Below are 16,343 nucleotides of genomic sequence, written 5' to 3'. Positions count from 1 at the left end.
CCGGAAGTCCGAACGACGCGGATCGCGCCGCGACGATGAGATCGCAGGCGAGTGCGATCTCCGCTCCGCCGCCGAGCGCCGCACCGTTCACCGCGGCGATGATCGGCTTGCTGATGTAATGCCCGACCACCCCGGCCAGACCCCAGCGCTGCCAGGGCTCGCCCTCGGGGACCACCGGCACGCCGCCGGCAAGTGCCTTGAGATCCGCACCGGCGCTGAATGCCAGGTCGCCGGCCGCGGTGAGAACGACGACCCGGACATCGCGGTCCTCCTCTGCTCTCTCGAGTGCGGATCCCACAAGGCGGCATACGTTCTCGTTGATCGCATTGCGTGCGCGCGGCCGGTTGATGGTCACGGTGAGGACGTGTTCGTCGAAATCGACCAGTACCTCGTCCTCGGTGGTGGTCTGCTGCGAGTCGGTTGTCATGCGGTCTCTCCGTGATCGGTTGTCCTGGGGACTGATGTGGTGCGCTCGGCGAACTCGGCGGTCAAGGCGTTCTTGCGCACCTTTCCGCTGGGCGTTCTCGGCAGCGAGGCCACGCGCAGCACGTACTCGGGTGCTTTCTGGACGGCGAGTCCGGCACCGACGATGGCGGCACGCAGGTCCGCAATGGTGATTGCCGCGTCGTCGGCGGTGACGACGAACGCGCAGGCGCGTTGTCCCATCACGTCATCCGGTACGCCGACGACGGCGACATCCACGATCGACGGGTGCTCGCGCAGTGCCTCTTCGATCTCCAGTGCGCTGAGATTCTCGCCCCCTCGAACGATGACGTCCTTGGCGCGGCCCGTGATTCTCAGGTATCCGTCGGCGTCCAGCGTTCCCAGGTCGCCGGTACGAAAGAGGCCGTCGGTGGTGAATGCCGTCGCGTCGAGTGAGGGATCCACGTAGCCGAGGAACATCTCGGGTCCACTGGCGAGAATGTGCCCGACGGCGCCGGGGGGGAGTTCCCGGTCTGCGTCGTCCACGATTCGCAGTGTCACGTTCTCGAGAATCCGCCCGTCGGTGCCTGCTCGCTGTGCTGCCGACGAATCGGGGTGCGTACATGTCAGCGTCGGAAGTTCCGAAAGGCCGTAGACGCGGAGCACTGTCACTCCGAACCGGGCCGCGGTGTCCATCAGTGTCGCCGGAATATCGGCGCCGCCGCACCGGATGAACCTGAACGACTGCAGCGCGTCGGCCGCATCCGGCCGCGCGAACATCTGCTGCAGGAACGGGGTCGCCATCACCGAGTACGTGCACCGGTGAGTCCGAATGAGTTCGAGGGCGCGGGCCGGATCCCACTTGTCCTGGAGCACGGCGGTGGCGCCGAGCAGAACGGGGCCGATGATGCCGTTGAGCAGTCCCGTGATGTGGGACAGCGGCGAGGGCATGAAGAAGACGTCGTCGGCGGTCATGTCGAGGTACCGGCACATCGAGTCGGAGTCGTAGATCAGCGTGTGCTGCGAATGCATCACGCCTTTGGGGCGTGATTCGGTGCCCGACGTATAGACGATCACGCTGACGCGTTCGTCGGCGTTCGCGGATTCGCTCGCGTTGATCGGGCTCCGTCCGGAGGCAGTGGTTCCGGTGCCGAACGGCCGAGGTTCTCCCAGGCTGACGGTGCCGACCATTCGGAGGGTGTCCACTCGTCCGGCGACCGTGTGTGCCAGGGCAGGGTAGTCGACTCGTGGATGCTCGGCCGGAACGATCAGCACTGCGGCCCGCGTCTGGGCGCAGATGAACTCCACTTCGTTCTCGCGGAAGATCGGTACGATCGGGACCGCGACGGCGCCGAGGTCCACACAGGCGAGGAACAGGGCGACAGCTTCCACCGAGTTCGGTAGCTGCCACGCGACGGCGTCGCCGCGGCCGATGCCGTATTCCACGAGCCGCTGCCGGCACTCCTCGGTCAGCTCTGCAAGTTCCGCGTACGAGACGGTCCGATTGTCGTCGACCACCGCGACCTTCGTCGGCTGGCTCGCTGCATGACCCGCGAACTCCGCGGTCAGAGTTCTCGCCGACGACGCGCCGAGCCCCGGAATGCTCCGCTGCGATTCGCTTTTTGCATGTAACATGTAATAGACCTTAGCAGTCGTGGATGACATGTCGATGGTCAAGGCTCGCTACAGTGAGCCGTCTGAGCAGCGACCAAGCGGGCATGCGCCGGTCCGGCCCGGAGTCTTGACCGAGAGAAAATGAAAGGTGTGTTCGATGCCCCAACCCAATGGGCCCACGCTTCGCGTCAACCCGATCGAAGAAGGCGGTCTCCTGCTCGACCGCGTCGTGGATTCGCTTCGTGAGTCGATTCTCTCCGGCGATCTTGCGCCGGGCACGCGTCTGAGCGTTCCCGAGCTCGCCCGCCAGCTCAATGTCAGCCGGACACCGGCGCGCGAAGCCCTGCACCGACTCCAGAACGAAGGCTTGGTCACGGTCACTCCGCGACGCGGCGCCGAGGTTCTCGCGGGTCGCCCGAACGATCTCGCGGAGCTCTTCGAATTCCGTGAAGCACTCGAAGGCATGGCGGCGCGATTGGCGGCAAAGCGGATGACGCCCAAGGAGAAAACGCGCCTCCGGGAGACCTTCGAGGCCCACGCGGAGGCTGTGCACGGTTCGAATCTTTCCGCTCACCTCGAGCACGACCAGGTCTTCCACGAGCTGTTCGTCACCGGTGCCAGGAACAAACGGATCAGCGACGAACTCTCGAAGATCCGCGCCCAGCTCACCCTGATCACGCGGACGATGTCCGCGCTTCCCGGTGCGCTGGACGAACCGGTGGTCAATGCTCACGAGGCGATTCTTACTGCGATCGAGGCGTCCAATGCCCGTGAGGCCGAGAGTGCCGCGCGCTTGCACGTGCGCGGCATCCTCAGCTTCTACTCGGAGCAGACGCCGGAGCGTTCGGCGACTTGATGCCGAACCGTTGCGCGCCGTCGATACGAATGACCTCGCCGTTGATGTAGTCGTTCTCCGCGATATGGACGGCCAGGCGGGCGTATTCGTCGGCGCGCCCCATCCTCCTCGGATTGGGAACCGTCGGTCCATATTTGGCCTGGGCCTCTTCCTCCGGCATGCCGTACGCCGGGGTGTAGAAGGTCCCGGGGGCGATGCATGCCACCCGGATGCCCAGTGGAGCCAAGTCTCGGGCCGCTGTCAGATTGAGTCCGATGACACCACCCTTGGCTGCCGAGTAGTCCGACTGCCCGGCCTGGCCCTCGTATCCGGCGATGCTCGCCGTGGTGATCACGACCCCACGCTGGCCCGATTCTGCAGGTTCGTTGTGCGACATGGCTGCAGCAGCGAGACTGAGCACCCGGTAGGTGCCGGTGAGAAAGATGTCGACGGTACGAGCGAAAGTTGCGGCAGGGTAGGCCTTTCCCTCTCGATCGACGATCCGGCGACCGGCGACCGGACCACCGTGAACCACGACCGCGACGCGAAGTGGACCCAATTCCCGGGCCGCATCGATCGCCGCCTGCACGGAACTGTCGTCGGTGACGTCGGTATGTGCGAACGTGGTCGAGGGACCGAGTTCCGCCGCCAGTGCCGATCCGCGATCGGCGTCGAAATCGGCGATGACGACGCGCGCCCCCGCCTCCACCAGACGTCGGGCGGTTGCGGAACCGAAACCGCCCGCACCCCCTGTTACCAGTGCCGAAGCGCCCTTCAGTTCCACGACGATCTCCCTTGTATGTAGTGAGTGCTCGGTGTGTCGTGAGTGCTCAACATGCCTCGATCACCATTGCGCCCGCCTGCCCGCCACCCGCACACATCGCCGCGACGGCGATCCCGGTGCCTCGGCGGTGCAGCTCGTGAGCGAGTGTCGTGAGCATGCGTGCTCCGCTGGCGGAGACCGGATGTCCCAGACTGCAACCGCTTCCGTAGATGTTGACGGTGTCCTCGTCGAGGCCGAGGGATTTGCACGCCGCCATCGGAACAGAGGCGAACGCCTCATTGATCTCCCACAAGGCCACGTCGGACACCCGAATTCCGGCCCGTTCGAGCACCCGCGGAATCACCTCGACGGCAGCCATTCCCGTTCGGCCCGGGTCGACACCGAGCGCGGTCCACGAACGAACTACCGCGAGCGGCTCGAGCCCCTGCTCAGCCGCGAAGGACTCGCTGACGATCGCAAGGGCCGCCGCAGCATCGTTGACCCCGCTCGAATTGCCGGCGGTGATCGAGAACCCGTCGATCTCGGGATGCAGTGGCTTCAGACTTCCCAGCCTCTCGAGACTGGTGTCGCGGCGGGGGTGTTCGTCTACCTCGAAATTCACTACTGTGCCATCCGGCCGGGTCACCTTCATCGACGCGATCTCGTCGACGAATACTCCCGAATCGATTGCCGCCAGAGCACGCTGATGTGATCGCAGTGCCCACGCGTCCATCTCCTCGCGTGATAACCCGGCCTCCCGCGCGGTGTTCCAGCCCACCGAGAGCGCAACGTCGTCGGTGGCGTCCTCGGTGTAGGGGAAGGTGGCAGGCATCCGCGATTCGGACAGTCCCTCGTCCGTTGTCGGCCAGGTCAGCCGCGGCGCGAGTGAGGACGACTGGACTCCTCCGGCGATGATCGCGGTTTCCATGCCCGCGCGAATAGTTGCCGCAGCTGATCCGACGGCCGTCAGGCCGCCGGCACAATGCCGGTTGAGGGCCTGTCCCGGAACGGACTGCATATCCGCGGCCACTGCGGCGTACCGGGCGAGATCGCCGCCGCCATAGAGTGATTCGGCCAGAATCACATCGTCGAACCGGTCCGGGTCGATACCGGACCGACGAGCGGCTTCCAGGACGACGTGGGTGGCCAACTTCTCGCCGGAGGTACGGGAGAGCGTACCTTTGCGCGCCGTGGCGATCGCGGTTCTGACCGCGCTGACGATTACTGCATCGGGCACAGGTGTCTCCTCTGAGATAGCACTACCGACTTCGAGGCGATCATGCCGAAGTCGCCTGGGTGTGTGCGCGGGCGAGGGCCAGGCCCTCGTCGCGACTGGCGGCCGTCAGGTCCCATCGACCGCAACTGCAATGGCAGACATACCGATCGTCGACGGGAAGAATCGACTGCGCGTCGCAGTATCCAGCGGCGGCCGCGAAACCGGCGAAGAACTCGGTGGGAAGATCGTAGAGGCTGCTGTCATCCATGGTTCGTACCTTCCGCGTGACCCGTCACCGGGTTGCCGCAGTGGGGTGCTCGGTGCCGACCGCCGGCGGTGCCGGAGTGTCGGGGAACAGTTCGTTGAAGACGCCGAACATGATGCGTTCGCGGGTGGCTGCATCTTCCTTGTCGAACAAGTGGTGCAGCGTCTTCTGGGTGTGGCCGTACGTTCCCTCCATGTGCGGGTAGTCGCTGCCCCACATGACCTTGTCGTATCCCATGGCGGTCATCGCCTTGACGGCCGACTCGTCGTGCTGGAACGAGGCATAGATCTGTGAGTAGATGATCTCCTTGGGCGAGCGCTTCAGCTTGGGGCGCACCACCGTGGAGTGCTGTCGGTATCCCTCTTCCATCCGGTCCGCGAGGAACGGCACCCACGTCGCCCCGCCCTCGGAAATGAGCACCTTCAGGTTCGGGTGCCGATCGAGTGCGCCGGACGCGACGAGCTTCATCACGGCCCGCTGACCACCGAACGTGGTCTCGGTGTAGTTCAGAACCGCTCCACCCGGTCCGCGGTAGGCGACACCCACCGCCCCACCGGTCGACATGTCGATCGGTTCGGTTCCGATGTGGAACGCGAGCACCATCCCGATGTCCTCGGCGGTGGCCCAGAAAGGCTCCCACTCGTCATGGTTGTAGTCGAGCTGATTCGGGTGCGGGGCTACCGGAAGGAACACCGCCTTGAATCCCAGCTCCCCGCAACGGCGCAACTCGGCGACCGCGTCGTCGATCGAGAGTGTGGACACCTGGGCCGTCGCGATGAAGCGAGGGGAGGCCGACAGGAGTGTATCGACGGACCAGTCGTTGCTGACCCGCACGGCTTCGCGGAGCACCTCGGGGGTACGGAACGACGACGCCCACATCCCGAGAGAGGGAAAGACGACTTCCGCCCAGATACCCTCCTCGTCGAGGTCCTTGACACGCAGATCGACATTATTGGCGCCCGGTGCGCGGTGACTCGCCGAGAAGAACTCCTCCTGAGCGATGGAGGGCAGGCGACGCCGGAACGCCTGACCGTCGACGAACACGGTCTCCCATTTGCCATCGGGATCCTTCTCCGAACGGGGAACCAACTCTGCCAACCTGGCCGGTAGCCTGGTCTGCCAGAGGTCGGCTGGTTCCAGGAAGTGTGAATCGCCGGAGTTGGCCCACAGTTTCTGCGTCATTGCTGTTACTCCTGATAACTGATCGTTCGTTGCTCGACAGATGTCCTCGGGAATCGAGTTCTGTCAGGGAATGATGTCGAATTTCGGTGTGGTGACCATGTCGGTCACGTCGTCCCAGACCACGCGAACGCGCGCACCTATCGAGACGTTCTGTTCGGGCCCGTTCACGATGTTCGATACCAGACGTGCCCCGGGTGCGCCGTCGAGGTCGATGACCGCAACCACGTAGGGAGTCAGGCCCTTCAGATACGGCACGAAGGCGTGCCGGGTCACCGTGAAGGTGAAGATGGTGCCCGTGCCCGGCAGCGTGTCCCAATCGTACGAACTCGACTGGCAGGCAAAACAGATCGGGGACGGCGGCATGCGATGGGTTCCGCATGCCGTGCACTGCTGGCAGACCAGTACGTGCGCTCGGGCTTTCGCCCAGAAAGGTTCGCTGAAGTGATCGGGGTTGATCACTGCGAGCATCTCGGGCAACGCCGGTGTCGGGCGATCGGTCATGATGCCGCCGCCAGGATGAGCCCACTCGTCGGGATCGGGGCAGGACCCCCGGTGGCCAGTGCCAGACGGGCACCGTCGACCTGATTGACGGCGGTGCCGCGCATCTGTTCCACCGCCTCGATCACATGAGTCATGCCGATGATGTATGCGTCGGAGTGGTTGCCCCCGTGCGTATTGACCGGGAGGCGCCCGTGAGGCCACCGGATGGATCCGTCCGAGACGAACGACCCACCTTCACCGATCTTGCAGAAGCCGTAGTCCTCGATCTGCATGATCACTCCCGGGGTGAAATGGTCGTACAGTTCGGCCACGTCGATGTCGTCCGGCTCCACACCGGCCGCCCGATACAACCGTGCGGCGATGGACCGGTGACCGGAAGACGCGAAGTATTCCTGTGGCATCTGCATCCAGGTGAACGCCTTTCCCCAGCGACCGGGGCCGCCGTGCGCCGCACCGAGAATGTCGACGACGGGCTGCGCCAGATCCCGCGCCCGTTCAGCGGACACCGTCACCACCGCAGCCGCGCCGTCGGACTCCATGCAGAAGTCGTACAGACACAGGGGATCGGAGATCATCCGCGCGGAGAAGTAATCCTCCATCGTCAGCGGCTCACGACGCAGCGCCGTCGGGCGTGTGGACGCGTGGAGGCGTGCAGACAGTGCCACCTCAGCGAAATGCTCTCGCGTGGTGCCATATTCGAACATGTGCCGCTGCGCAAGCAGTGCGACCATCTGACCCGGCGCCATGAGCCCCGCGTGTGCGACGAAATCCTTGTCGGGGTCGCCCCCACCCGGACCGTACGCCCCGCCGGAAGTGGTATCCACGGCGAAGGCCGCGCCGAGTCGGTGCTGCGCCTGTTGGACCGACATGACCGTGACCACCACGCGTGCCTGCCCGGAAGTCACCGCCGTGGCAGCCAGGCCCACGGCGCCGGCGGAGCCGCCTCCGCCGCCGGTCAGCGTGGCGGAGAAGGTCAACTCCTTGATCCCCAGTGTCTGTGCGATTCTGCCCGGATCGAGTTCGTCGCTGTGCGCATACAACGCGAAGCCGTCGATCTCGGCCACGGTGAGTCCGGCATCGTCGACAGCAGCACGTATTGCCTCACAAGCCATGTCGAGGACTGTGCGCGGTACGGATTCACCGCGTCGGTAGAAGCGGGTGGCGCCCACGCCGGCGATCGCAGCCTTACCCATTCCGGTTACCGCCGACCTCGGTAGTGGTGACCTCGGGCGTGGCGACCGAACTCGGATAGCCACCCCCGCCGTACTCCTCATCGAGTTGCCTGTAATCGATCTGCCCGTTGCGTTTGGGCAGTGAAGTGACGAATTCGACGTGGCGGGGTCGTTTGAAGGGGGCGATATGAGCGAGGCAGTGCGCGTCGATCGCCGCCGCATCGATCCGGGCGCCGGGTTCGGCGATCACCAGGGCTTTGACGGACTGCCGCATGCGCTCGTCGGGCACACCGATGACGGCCACGTCGACTACTCCCGGCATGCGCCGGATACAGCCCTCGACCTCTGCGGGATAGATGTTTTCGTTTCCTGACTTGATCATCTGCCGCTTGGGGCCGACGAAGGTGATCGAGCCGTCGTCCTCGCGGCGCCCGAGATCTCCCGTCAGCCGGAAGCCGTGCTGCGTGGCTTGTTCGCCGTCACGGTATCCGCTGATCACGAGAGGCCCGCGCACTGCTATTTCACCGACCTCGCCGACGCCTGCTTCCGAACCGGCTTCATCGAGAATTCGCACCATCGCCAGGGGTGAGGACCGGCCGGCCCGTCCTTTCGGCTCGGGTCCGATGGCCGCGTAGGTGACCAAGCCGCTCGTTTCGGTTTGGCCGTAACCACCGAACCGGTCTCCGAAGTGGCTGTCGTCATGTTGCACGAAATCGAACCAACCGTCCGGACCGATGGCCGAACGCAGACTCGACAGATCGAACCGACGGTCGGCGTCGACGTCGATCATCTGCTGCTGTGTGAGCTCGAACAGATAGGCGAGGGTGCATTTTTCGGCGTCGACGAGTCGGCAGATCTCCTCTGCGTCGACTCTTCTGACGAAGACATTGGTGCCTCCGAACAGGAAGATCGGCAGTAGCTCCATGTACACACCCATGTGGAAGAGCGGTCCGGAGACGAGGAACACGTCGTCGTGGAAGATCCCTCTCAGGTGGGCGTTCAGCACCCCTTGCAGGATCAGGTTCTGGCTGCTCAGAAGTGCAGGGCGTGGTTTCCCCTCGAACGCGGCGGTGAAGATACCGAGCGCAGGCGCGGTGGGATCGACCGGAGTTTCGAGATCGATCGTCGACCCCGAGGCAAGCAGGGCTTCGTATGCCTCGCCGTCATTGGCGTCGTGGCAGAACCAGTTCGTGCGACTACCGACGCGATCACGGGCGGATTGCGTCACTTCGCCGATTTCCTCGAGCTGGTAGAACACCGCAGCCGGATCGAGGTCGAGTTCGATCTGGGCGAGTTCGGCAACGCTGAGTCGCCAGTTCGCCGGATACAGCACGGCGCCGATCTTCGAGGCCGCGACCAACAGTTCCAGAACTCGGAAGCTGTTCTGCCCCAGCCAGAGTATTGCGTCACCATGTCGCACTCCGGAGGAGGTGAGCGCATTGGCCATCTGTGTGGTGCGCTGATCCAGGCTTCGGTAGTCGAATCTGCGGCTACCGTCCACCGCGGCTGTTTTCGCCGGGAATCGGCGCCCGTTCTCGCGGGCGACGTCGCCGAGTGTCAGCCAGTTGATCATCGACGTACCTTCCATCTGATCGATCATGTTGCCGGAACGAATCTGGGATCATTACTGCCGCAGTCGCATTCATCTGTGATGATGCTCCCTCGGAGATCGGTCACCACGGTCTGCGCGTCCGTACCGTCAGGGTGACGGCCGGTGACAACGGCCAGGCCGTCCACCATTCGGACGCTCCATGCCGATCCGTCGAGATGAAGACCACTGCGAGCGGAGCACTCGAGTGCGAGAGCCGGCCCCACCACGACCATGTGCAGGGGTCGGACGCCCTGGTCGCGGAGTTGTTCGGTTGCCGTGCCGCGACTGACCACTGTCGTGTCCGGCTTCAGCAACGAGGTGATTTCGGCATCGAGGCCGCCGAGTACTTCCCCGGTCAGCCCGATCAGTGCGGCCACCTGCAGGTGCTCGAGATATACGGCCAGACGGTTCGCGTCGAACGCGTTGGCTTCGACGTGGCAGGTGACCAGGCCGAGCCGCAGCGCTGCCCTCTCGAGAGGGGCGAACTGGACCACCTCTGCGTGTCGGCTCACGAAGCAGATCACCTGGCCTGATCGGAGCCCCAAGCGGCGGAGGTAGTCTTCCGCACCTGCTTCGGCCCGGGCCATCGCTTCCGCGCTCATGGGATACCAGGTGAACTGATCGTTCGCCCATACTCGGCCCACGACAGCAAGACCGGCTGGATCCTGGTCCTGGGTCGGCGTCGGTGTCGTCAAGGGATATTCCGTTCTCATGCGTTCACGACTCTCGGGATCTTGTGGGGAGGGCCGAGCCTCAGCAGCTGTGCATCGGGAACGACCTCGACCGTGCAGGGCACCTCGAGTTCCGCGGTGATGCGCTGTGCGATGTCTTCGGCGACGGCAGGGAAGTCTTCTTCGCGACCGGCGGAGCCGACTCGCAGATGGAGGAAGTCCATTGTGGGGCCGGTACGGACCACCTGGAACAGTCCGTGTTCGGTGTCCTTGTTCGATTCCACGGCATTCCACACGGAAACGGGCAGGACATGCCGGCCCGCGATGACGACACCGTCACCCTTGCGGCCTGCCGGCTTCATCCGTAGATGAGTTCGACCGCACCCGCATCGAGACCGGTTCACCGTCACGATGTCACCCGTGCGGAAACGCACCAACGCTGTCGCCGGATCGGCAATCGATGTGACGACCAGCTCGCCGTAGGTGGCGTCTTCGTCGAGCAGATCGCCTGTGGCCGGGTCCAGCAGCTCGATCAGCGCAAGGTCTTCCCAGCAGTGCATGCCTTGCTGTTCGGAGCACTCCATGGCGGGGCAGATGTCACCGAGACTCGTCATTTCGAATATGCGCATGCCCCAGTTCTCCACGATGGAGCGAGTCCGTGGGCTGAGCGGCTCGCCGCCGAAGACCGCGCTCCTGCAGCTCGCGAACACTTCGCGGGGGTCGAGTGCGTGCTGCGTGCAGTACTCGTCGATCGCGTTGATGAGGGGCGCACTGAGCAGGAAAATTGCGGTCGGCGCGAACTTGGTGGCGGCGTCGACGAGAGCAGCAACCTCTCCCGGATTGTGGTCCAGGTAGATCGGAATGCAGCCGAAGTCCAGCGCGCCGTCCGAGAAATGCCCGCCACGGAAGACGAAGAGCGGTCGAATCACGTGGTCGCCCGGCCGGACACCGATCATCCACATGTCCCGGGCCTGGCCCCAGCGTGTCGGATTCTGACTCAGGTAAGGCAACGGCGTCGGCTTGCCGGTGGTGCCCGACGTCGTTCCCACTACGGCCAACTGCTCGCTGGGCACGGCCAGCAAGCCGCCGAACGGGTCGTGCCGTCGATGTCGATAGTTGCGGATATCGTCCTGATCCATAAGCGGTACGCGGGACCTGAAATCTTCCAACGTCCTGATGTCGGCCGGCGAGATGCCCGCTTCGCGCCATCGTTCGCCGATCAATCCGGCGTTGTCGTACATTGCCTCGACCATCGACAGAATGCGTCGTTCCTGCAACCGGCGCAGGTCGGTCCGAGGCAACGTCTCGACAACGCGATCCCGGAACGGGCTGTCGGGATCGGCGTTCGGCACTGGCTGAACTGCCGAAGACTTCATCGGGGCGGTCACATGGAGCCTTCCTTCGAGTAGTGAAGCGGGTGTCGAGATCGGCGGAATCGAGGGTCGTGGTGATCCCGGACACTCACATCATAAGTTGATCTGCATATTACATGCAACTACTCGTCCCGAGACGGCGATCGAGACGTCGAGAGTCGCCCCGCGTTCGTCGGCTGTCCGAGGTGATGTCGACTCGGTGGGTTGCCCCGGTTCAGCCCGGTGCTCATCGCGAACGGAGTCTGCGTGGTCCCACGGCGGTGTGGTTCGGCGAGCGACGTCGAGGAGTTCAACGAGTGACCGATCTGTGCGCCACCGGTGATCGATGGCCCGCATTCTTCGACGCAGCACTGGCCGCCGGCTATCGGTCCGTGCTGATTCGTCATGGGCGCGGGCAGGTTACATTCGGGGATGTGAGCGAACCGGGATCGACCCGCAGCCGACGTCGCTTCGGCCGGTGGATCGGAGCCGCCGCGGCGGTGATCGCCGTCGTGGTAGCCGGTGTGCTGTGGGTGGCGCCGGACCGGTATCTGCCCTGGGACACCACCGAGTTCCCGTCCGTCGATACGACCGCACTGTCGGCACCGCAGGTGCGAATCCTCGAACTTCTCGAAGCCGAACACCAGCGGCAGCGGCCGGGCACTTTCTATTCCGAGGATGTCGAGGAACCCTGGTGCGCCAATTTCGTCAGCTGGATCATGCGGGAGGCGGGCCGGCCGTTGTCGAACCCGCACTCCGGCCACTGGCGGATCCCCGGCGTGTACACCCTGCAGGAGTATTACGAGTCGCAGGGCAGGTTCATGCCGATCGGCGACGGGTATCGGCCGACCGTCGGGGACGTGGTGCTCTACGACAACAGCAGCTGGGTGGGCCAGCACACCAACTTCGTCGTCGCGGTGGACGGCGACACCGCGACAACGGTCGGCGGCAACGAGTTCGGTCGCATCCGCGTGCACACCCTCGACTGGTCGGACGATTCCGCCGTCGTCGGCTTCGGGCGACTAGATTCCTGACGTGTCGTGCGTCAGGCCGAGTTTCTCGGCGTTGTCGAACTCGTCGTTGACGAGCACCACCTTCCGGTCCGTCCGGTCGATCATGGATGCGGCAACGGAGGCGCGGTAGCCGGATTGGCAGTGCACCCATACTTCGCCGGCGGGCACTTCCTCGATGCGGCCGGTGAGTTCGTGCAGCGGGATGTTGAGTGCGCCGTCGATGTGCCTCTCGTCGTACTCGGACTTCTGGCGGACGTCCAGGACGGCGAGCTCTCCCGTTCCGAAGGCATCGGCGAGTCCGGTGAAGTCCGAGACGCGATAGGACCGCAGTTCGGTACCGGCCACGAGGGTGCGGATCTCGCCCACCGCGGCGCCCGCCAGATCGTCGATGCCGATGCGGACGAGTTCCCGCCTGGCGTCGGCGATCTGGTCCTCGCCGTCGCCGATGAGAGTGAGCGGTGCGCCCCACTTGTAGAGCCAGCCGAGGTAGGTCACGAACGATTCCGACAATTCGAAGCCGAGGGTGCCGCCGAGGTGGCCTGCGGCGAACGCGGTGCGCTCACGCAGATCGACCACCCATTCTCCGGCTTCGATGCGGTTGCGGAGTTCGATCGGATCGACGGGTTCGGGCATCGACAGGTCGACCGGCCGCGGACCCTCGGTGTTGATGACGCCCATGTGGGCGTAGTAAGCCGGGTACGCCGACAGTCCGGCGATGAGTTCGTCGACGTAGGTTTGCTCGTCCTGGGTGAGCGCGGGATTGATGTCGCGCTGCTGTCCCACCGTCGAGGAATCGCCGCTGGCGGGGGTGGCAGAGCAGAAGCTTCCGAACCCATGGGTGGGATAGACCTCCGCGTCTGCGGGCAGTTCATCTGCGAGGCGCCGCACCGAATGGTATTGGGCGTGGGTCAACTCGTCGGTGTGCTTCTCGCCGAGAAGATCTGTGCGGCCCGTGGTGCCGAACAGCATGGAACCGCCGGTGAACACGCCGACGGTGTTGCCGTCGGTGTCGCGCAGTACGTAACTGACGTGATGGTGGGTGTGACCGGGGGTGTGCATGACCTGCAGCCGGATGGCCCCCGCATCGATGATGTCACCGTCGCGTACGGCGCGGTGCTCGTATCCCAGGTCGTCACCGGCCGGGACGACATATTCGGCCCCGAGGGCGCGGGAGAGTTCGAGTCCTCCGGTGACGTAGTCGTTGTGGATATGGGTCTCGAGCACGTGTGTGATCTGCGCGCCGTGGTCGTTGGCCAGTGACAGCACCCGGTCGATATCGCGCTGCGGGTCCACCACTACCGCGACAGCGCCATCGGTGACGAGGTAGCTGCGGTCGCCCAATCCGGAGGTCTCGATGATCGATACGTCCATGTTCATGTCCTCTCTGCTCGACCCTTTCCGCATACCCTGGCAGGCATCTCGCAAACGGCGGGCGCCGTGGCGCTGCTGTTCCCGGACGGCGTGGCTGCCGGGTGAGCCGCGAGATCGCCTGGCAGTATGACGCGTGTCACAGATGCGCTCACCGCGGTGCCTGCGTTCGAGCGCCGGTATCTGTCCGCGGTGGAACCTGCAAGGAGGCCCGGTCTCGTGCACAGATGGCTGGTCGAGTGAACACGGTTGACACCCGGGAACGTCGCCGCCGATCCGGTCGGCAGAGATCCGGCACACCCCACGTGCAGCCGGGGGCGGGATTCCGTCCTGACATCGAGGGTCTGCGGGCTGTCGCGGTGCTGGCCGTCGTGCTCTTCCACGCGGGCCTGCCGGGCATCGACGGTGGGTTCGTCGGCGTCGACGTCTTCTTCGTCGTGTCCGGATTCCTCATCACCGGGCTGCTGTGGCGGGATGTGGCGAACACGGGACGTGTCCGGCTCGCCCGGTTCTACGGCGCGCGGGCCCGCCGGCTCCTCCCTGCCGGGGCCACAGTGCTGGTCGCGACCGCGCTCGGGGCGGTCATGCTGCTCCCACCACTGCAGGCTCGCGACGTTCTCGCCGATGGGATCGCCAGTGCCCTCTACGTCGGCAACTACCGGTTCGCGCTGCACGGCACCGACTACCTGGCCGCCGACGCGCCCCCGTCACCGTTTCAGCACTACTGGTCGCTCGGGGTCGAGGAGCAGTTCTACCTGGTGTGGCCGGCGCTGATCATCGCCACCGTCTGGTTCGTTCGCCGCAGGAGCCGGCGGACCGACGCCGTGGTGGCGCCCTATCTGCTCGTCCTCGCGCTGGTTGCGGCAGTGTCGTTCGCGGTGTCGCTGGACTGGACCCGAACCCTCCCGCCGTGGGCGTTCTTCTCGTTGCCCTCGCGGGCCTGGGAGCTGGCCGCAGGCGGGCTCGTGGCGCTGTCCGTCACCGCATGGCGCAGGCTGCCGCCGACGCCCGCCGCCGTCGCGGGATGGGCGGGACTCGGCCTGATCGTCTTCGCCGGCTTTCGGCTCGGTGAGACGACGCCCTATCCCGGTACCGCCGCACTGCTGCCCGTGCTGGGCACGGTGCTGGTGATCGGCACGGGCTGCGCCGCACCCCGACTGGGAGTGGGCCGAGCGCTCTCGCTACCGCCGATGCGGGCAATCGGCAGGTTGTCGTACTCCTGGTACCTGTGGCACTGGCCGGTGCTGCTGCTCGCGCCGGCGATGCTCGGCCATCCCCTCGGTCTGGCCGGCCGGCTGGGCGCGGTCACGGTGTCCTTGGCTTTGGCCGTCCTCACACTGCACCTCATCGAGAATCCCGCCAGGTTCGCTGCTCCGCTGAAGTCCTCGTCTGCGCGGAGCCTCGCGCTCGGTGGCGCCGTCACCGCGGTCGCGGTCTGTGCGTCGCTGGTGCTGCTGGTGCTTCGGCCCGTCCCGGTCGGCCAGGGTGCGGCGGCCGAAGCGCTGACGGTCACCGCTCCGTCCGCGGAGGCCGTCGCCCCCGAGGTCGACCCGCATGACGCGGCGGTGCAGCAGGTGACCGCGCAGGTGCAGGCGGCGGTCGCGCAATCGGCCGGCCTCGGAGCCGTCCCGTCGAATCTGTCCCCGCCTCTCGCCGACGCGACGGCGGACAAGCAGGAGGTGTTCCTCAACGGCTGCGTGCGCTCCTGGCTCGACGTCGGGCAGAGCGAGTGCGCGTCGGGTGATCTCGCGTCGCCTACGACGGTGGCCCTGGTCGGCGACTCGCATGCCGCGATGTGGGATCCGGCGTTCGAGCAGGTGGCCGAGCAGCGGCATTGGCGGCTGGAGACGATGGGCAAAGTCACCTGCCCCCTTCTGGACCTGCCCCTCACCAGCCCCTACCTCGGCCGGGACTACACCGAGTGCGTGCAGTGGCGTCAGGAGATCGTCGAACGACTGCAGGCGGAACAACCCGAGTTGATCGTGCTGGGCATGTCCCGCAGATACGGGGGCGATTTCGGATTCACCGTCTACGGTCAGGCCTGGCTCGACAGCCTGACCCGCATGGTGGCGCAACTGCGGTCCACCGGCGCGTCCGTCCTGGTCCTCGGGCCGATTCCGGATCCGCACTCGACGGTCCCGACCTGCCTGTCCGCCAATCTGGACGACGCGACGGCGTGCTCGCAGCCGCTGCCGGTCGCGATGAATGCCGCCGGCGTCACGGCCGAGGCGACCGCGACCGTTGCGGGCGGTGGGCAGTACGCCGATCTCACTTCACTGTTCTGCGCCGCCGACCGCTGCCCGGTCATCATCGGCAACGATCTGGTGTACCGCGACGACAACCATCTGACGAACGTGCACGCACAGGCGCTCGCGCC

At 65.5% G+C, this 16,343-nt stretch carries 15 protein-coding genes; 3 read left to right on the top strand and 12 right to left on the bottom strand.

Annotated features, from left to right (window positions below; translation table 11 throughout):
- A partial coding sequence (locus tag WAW17_RS13690; RefSeq protein WP_422333502.1) for an enoyl-CoA hydratase/isomerase family protein occupies window positions 1-427 on the bottom strand: 427 nt, incomplete at its 3' end.
- Window positions 424-2,058, bottom strand: a complete 1,635-nt coding sequence (locus WAW17_RS13685; RefSeq protein ID WP_422333501.1) for a class I adenylate-forming enzyme family protein — start codon at window positions 2,056-2,058, stop codon at window positions 424-426. The genes WAW17_RS13685 and WAW17_RS13690, both read right to left, overlap by 4 nt.
- Before the next feature lie 136 nt (window positions 2,059-2,194).
- On the opposite strand from WAW17_RS13685, the gene WAW17_RS13680 reads away from it, so the two are divergent.
- Complete coding sequence (locus WAW17_RS13680; RefSeq protein WP_422333500.1) at window positions 2,195-2,893, top strand: GntR family transcriptional regulator; 699 nt, start codon at window positions 2,195-2,197, stop codon at window positions 2,891-2,893.
- Here WAW17_RS13680 and WAW17_RS13675 read toward each other — a convergent pair.
- From WAW17_RS13675 to WAW17_RS13635, 9 genes are all read right to left on the bottom strand, one after another.
- A complete protein-coding gene (locus tag WAW17_RS13675) occupies window positions 2,850-3,656 on the bottom strand; it encodes an SDR family NAD(P)-dependent oxidoreductase (RefSeq protein WP_422333499.1) in 807 nt (268 codons plus the stop codon). The genes WAW17_RS13680 and WAW17_RS13675 overlap by 44 nt on opposite strands.
- Before the next feature lie 46 nt (window positions 3,657-3,702).
- Complete coding sequence (locus tag WAW17_RS13670; protein WP_422333498.1) at window positions 3,703-4,872, bottom strand: thiolase family protein; 1,170 nt, start codon at window positions 4,870-4,872, stop codon at window positions 3,703-3,705.
- A gap of 40 nt (window positions 4,873-4,912) precedes the next feature.
- Window positions 4,913-5,119, bottom strand: coding sequence for a hypothetical protein (locus WAW17_RS13665; RefSeq protein WP_422333497.1), 207 nt, complete (start codon window positions 5,117-5,119; stop codon window positions 4,913-4,915).
- A 24-nt stretch (window positions 5,120-5,143) separates the two neighbouring features.
- Window positions 5,144-6,298 carry an amidohydrolase family protein gene (locus WAW17_RS13660; protein WP_422333496.1) on the bottom strand — a complete coding sequence of 385 codons (1,155 nt, stop codon included), beginning with the start codon at window positions 6,296-6,298 and terminating at the stop codon, window positions 5,144-5,146.
- Between the two features lie 63 nt (window positions 6,299-6,361).
- On the bottom strand, window positions 6,362-6,799 hold the full coding sequence (locus tag WAW17_RS13655; protein WP_422333495.1) for a Zn-ribbon domain-containing OB-fold protein: 438 nt from the start codon (window positions 6,797-6,799) through the stop codon (window positions 6,362-6,364).
- On the bottom strand, window positions 6,796-7,992 hold the full coding sequence (locus WAW17_RS13650; RefSeq protein WP_422333494.1) for a thiolase C-terminal domain-containing protein: 1,197 nt from the start codon (window positions 7,990-7,992) through the stop codon (window positions 6,796-6,798). Before WAW17_RS13650 ends, WAW17_RS13655 begins: the two co-directional genes overlap by 4 nt.
- A complete protein-coding gene (locus WAW17_RS13645; protein ID WP_422333493.1) occupies window positions 7,985-9,559 on the bottom strand; it encodes an AMP-binding protein in 1,575 nt (524 codons plus the stop codon). The genes WAW17_RS13650 and WAW17_RS13645 overlap by 8 nt, the downstream gene beginning before the upstream one ends.
- A gap of 8 nt (window positions 9,560-9,567) precedes the next feature.
- Window positions 9,568-10,257, bottom strand: a complete 690-nt coding sequence (locus WAW17_RS13640) for a hypothetical protein (RefSeq protein ID WP_422333492.1) — start codon at window positions 10,255-10,257, stop codon at window positions 9,568-9,570.
- 14 nt (window positions 10,258-10,271) lie between these two features.
- Window positions 10,272-11,621 (bottom strand): phenylacetate--CoA ligase family protein, encoded by a 1,350-nt coding sequence (locus tag WAW17_RS13635; protein WP_422333491.1) that lies wholly within the window; start codon window positions 11,619-11,621, stop codon window positions 10,272-10,274.
- Window positions 11,622-12,019: 398 nt separating this feature from the next.
- Here WAW17_RS13635 and WAW17_RS13630 point away from each other — a divergent pair, with 398 nt between their 5' ends.
- A complete protein-coding gene (locus WAW17_RS13630) occupies window positions 12,020-12,619 on the top strand; it encodes a CHAP domain-containing protein (protein ID WP_422333503.1) in 600 nt (199 codons plus the stop codon).
- Here WAW17_RS13630 and WAW17_RS13625 read toward each other — a convergent pair.
- Window positions 12,608-13,969 (bottom strand): rhodanese-like domain-containing protein, encoded by a 1,362-nt coding sequence (locus tag WAW17_RS13625; protein ID WP_422333490.1) that lies wholly within the window; start codon window positions 13,967-13,969, stop codon window positions 12,608-12,610. The genes WAW17_RS13630 and WAW17_RS13625 overlap by 12 nt on opposite strands.
- A gap of 236 nt (window positions 13,970-14,205) precedes the next feature.
- Here WAW17_RS13625 and WAW17_RS13620 point away from each other — a divergent pair.
- Window positions 14,206-16,343, top strand: a 2,138-nt coding sequence (locus tag WAW17_RS13620; RefSeq protein ID WP_422333489.1) for an acyltransferase family protein, incomplete at its 3' end; no start/stop codon positions are given.

Source organism: Rhodococcus sp. (in: high G+C Gram-positive bacteria), from assembly GCF_049286785.1.
GTDB lineage: Bacteria > Actinomycetota > Actinomycetes > Mycobacteriales > Mycobacteriaceae > Rhodococcus_F.
Note: the sequence above shows the minus strand (reverse complement) of the source record. Positions and strands in the feature narration are given on the sequence as shown.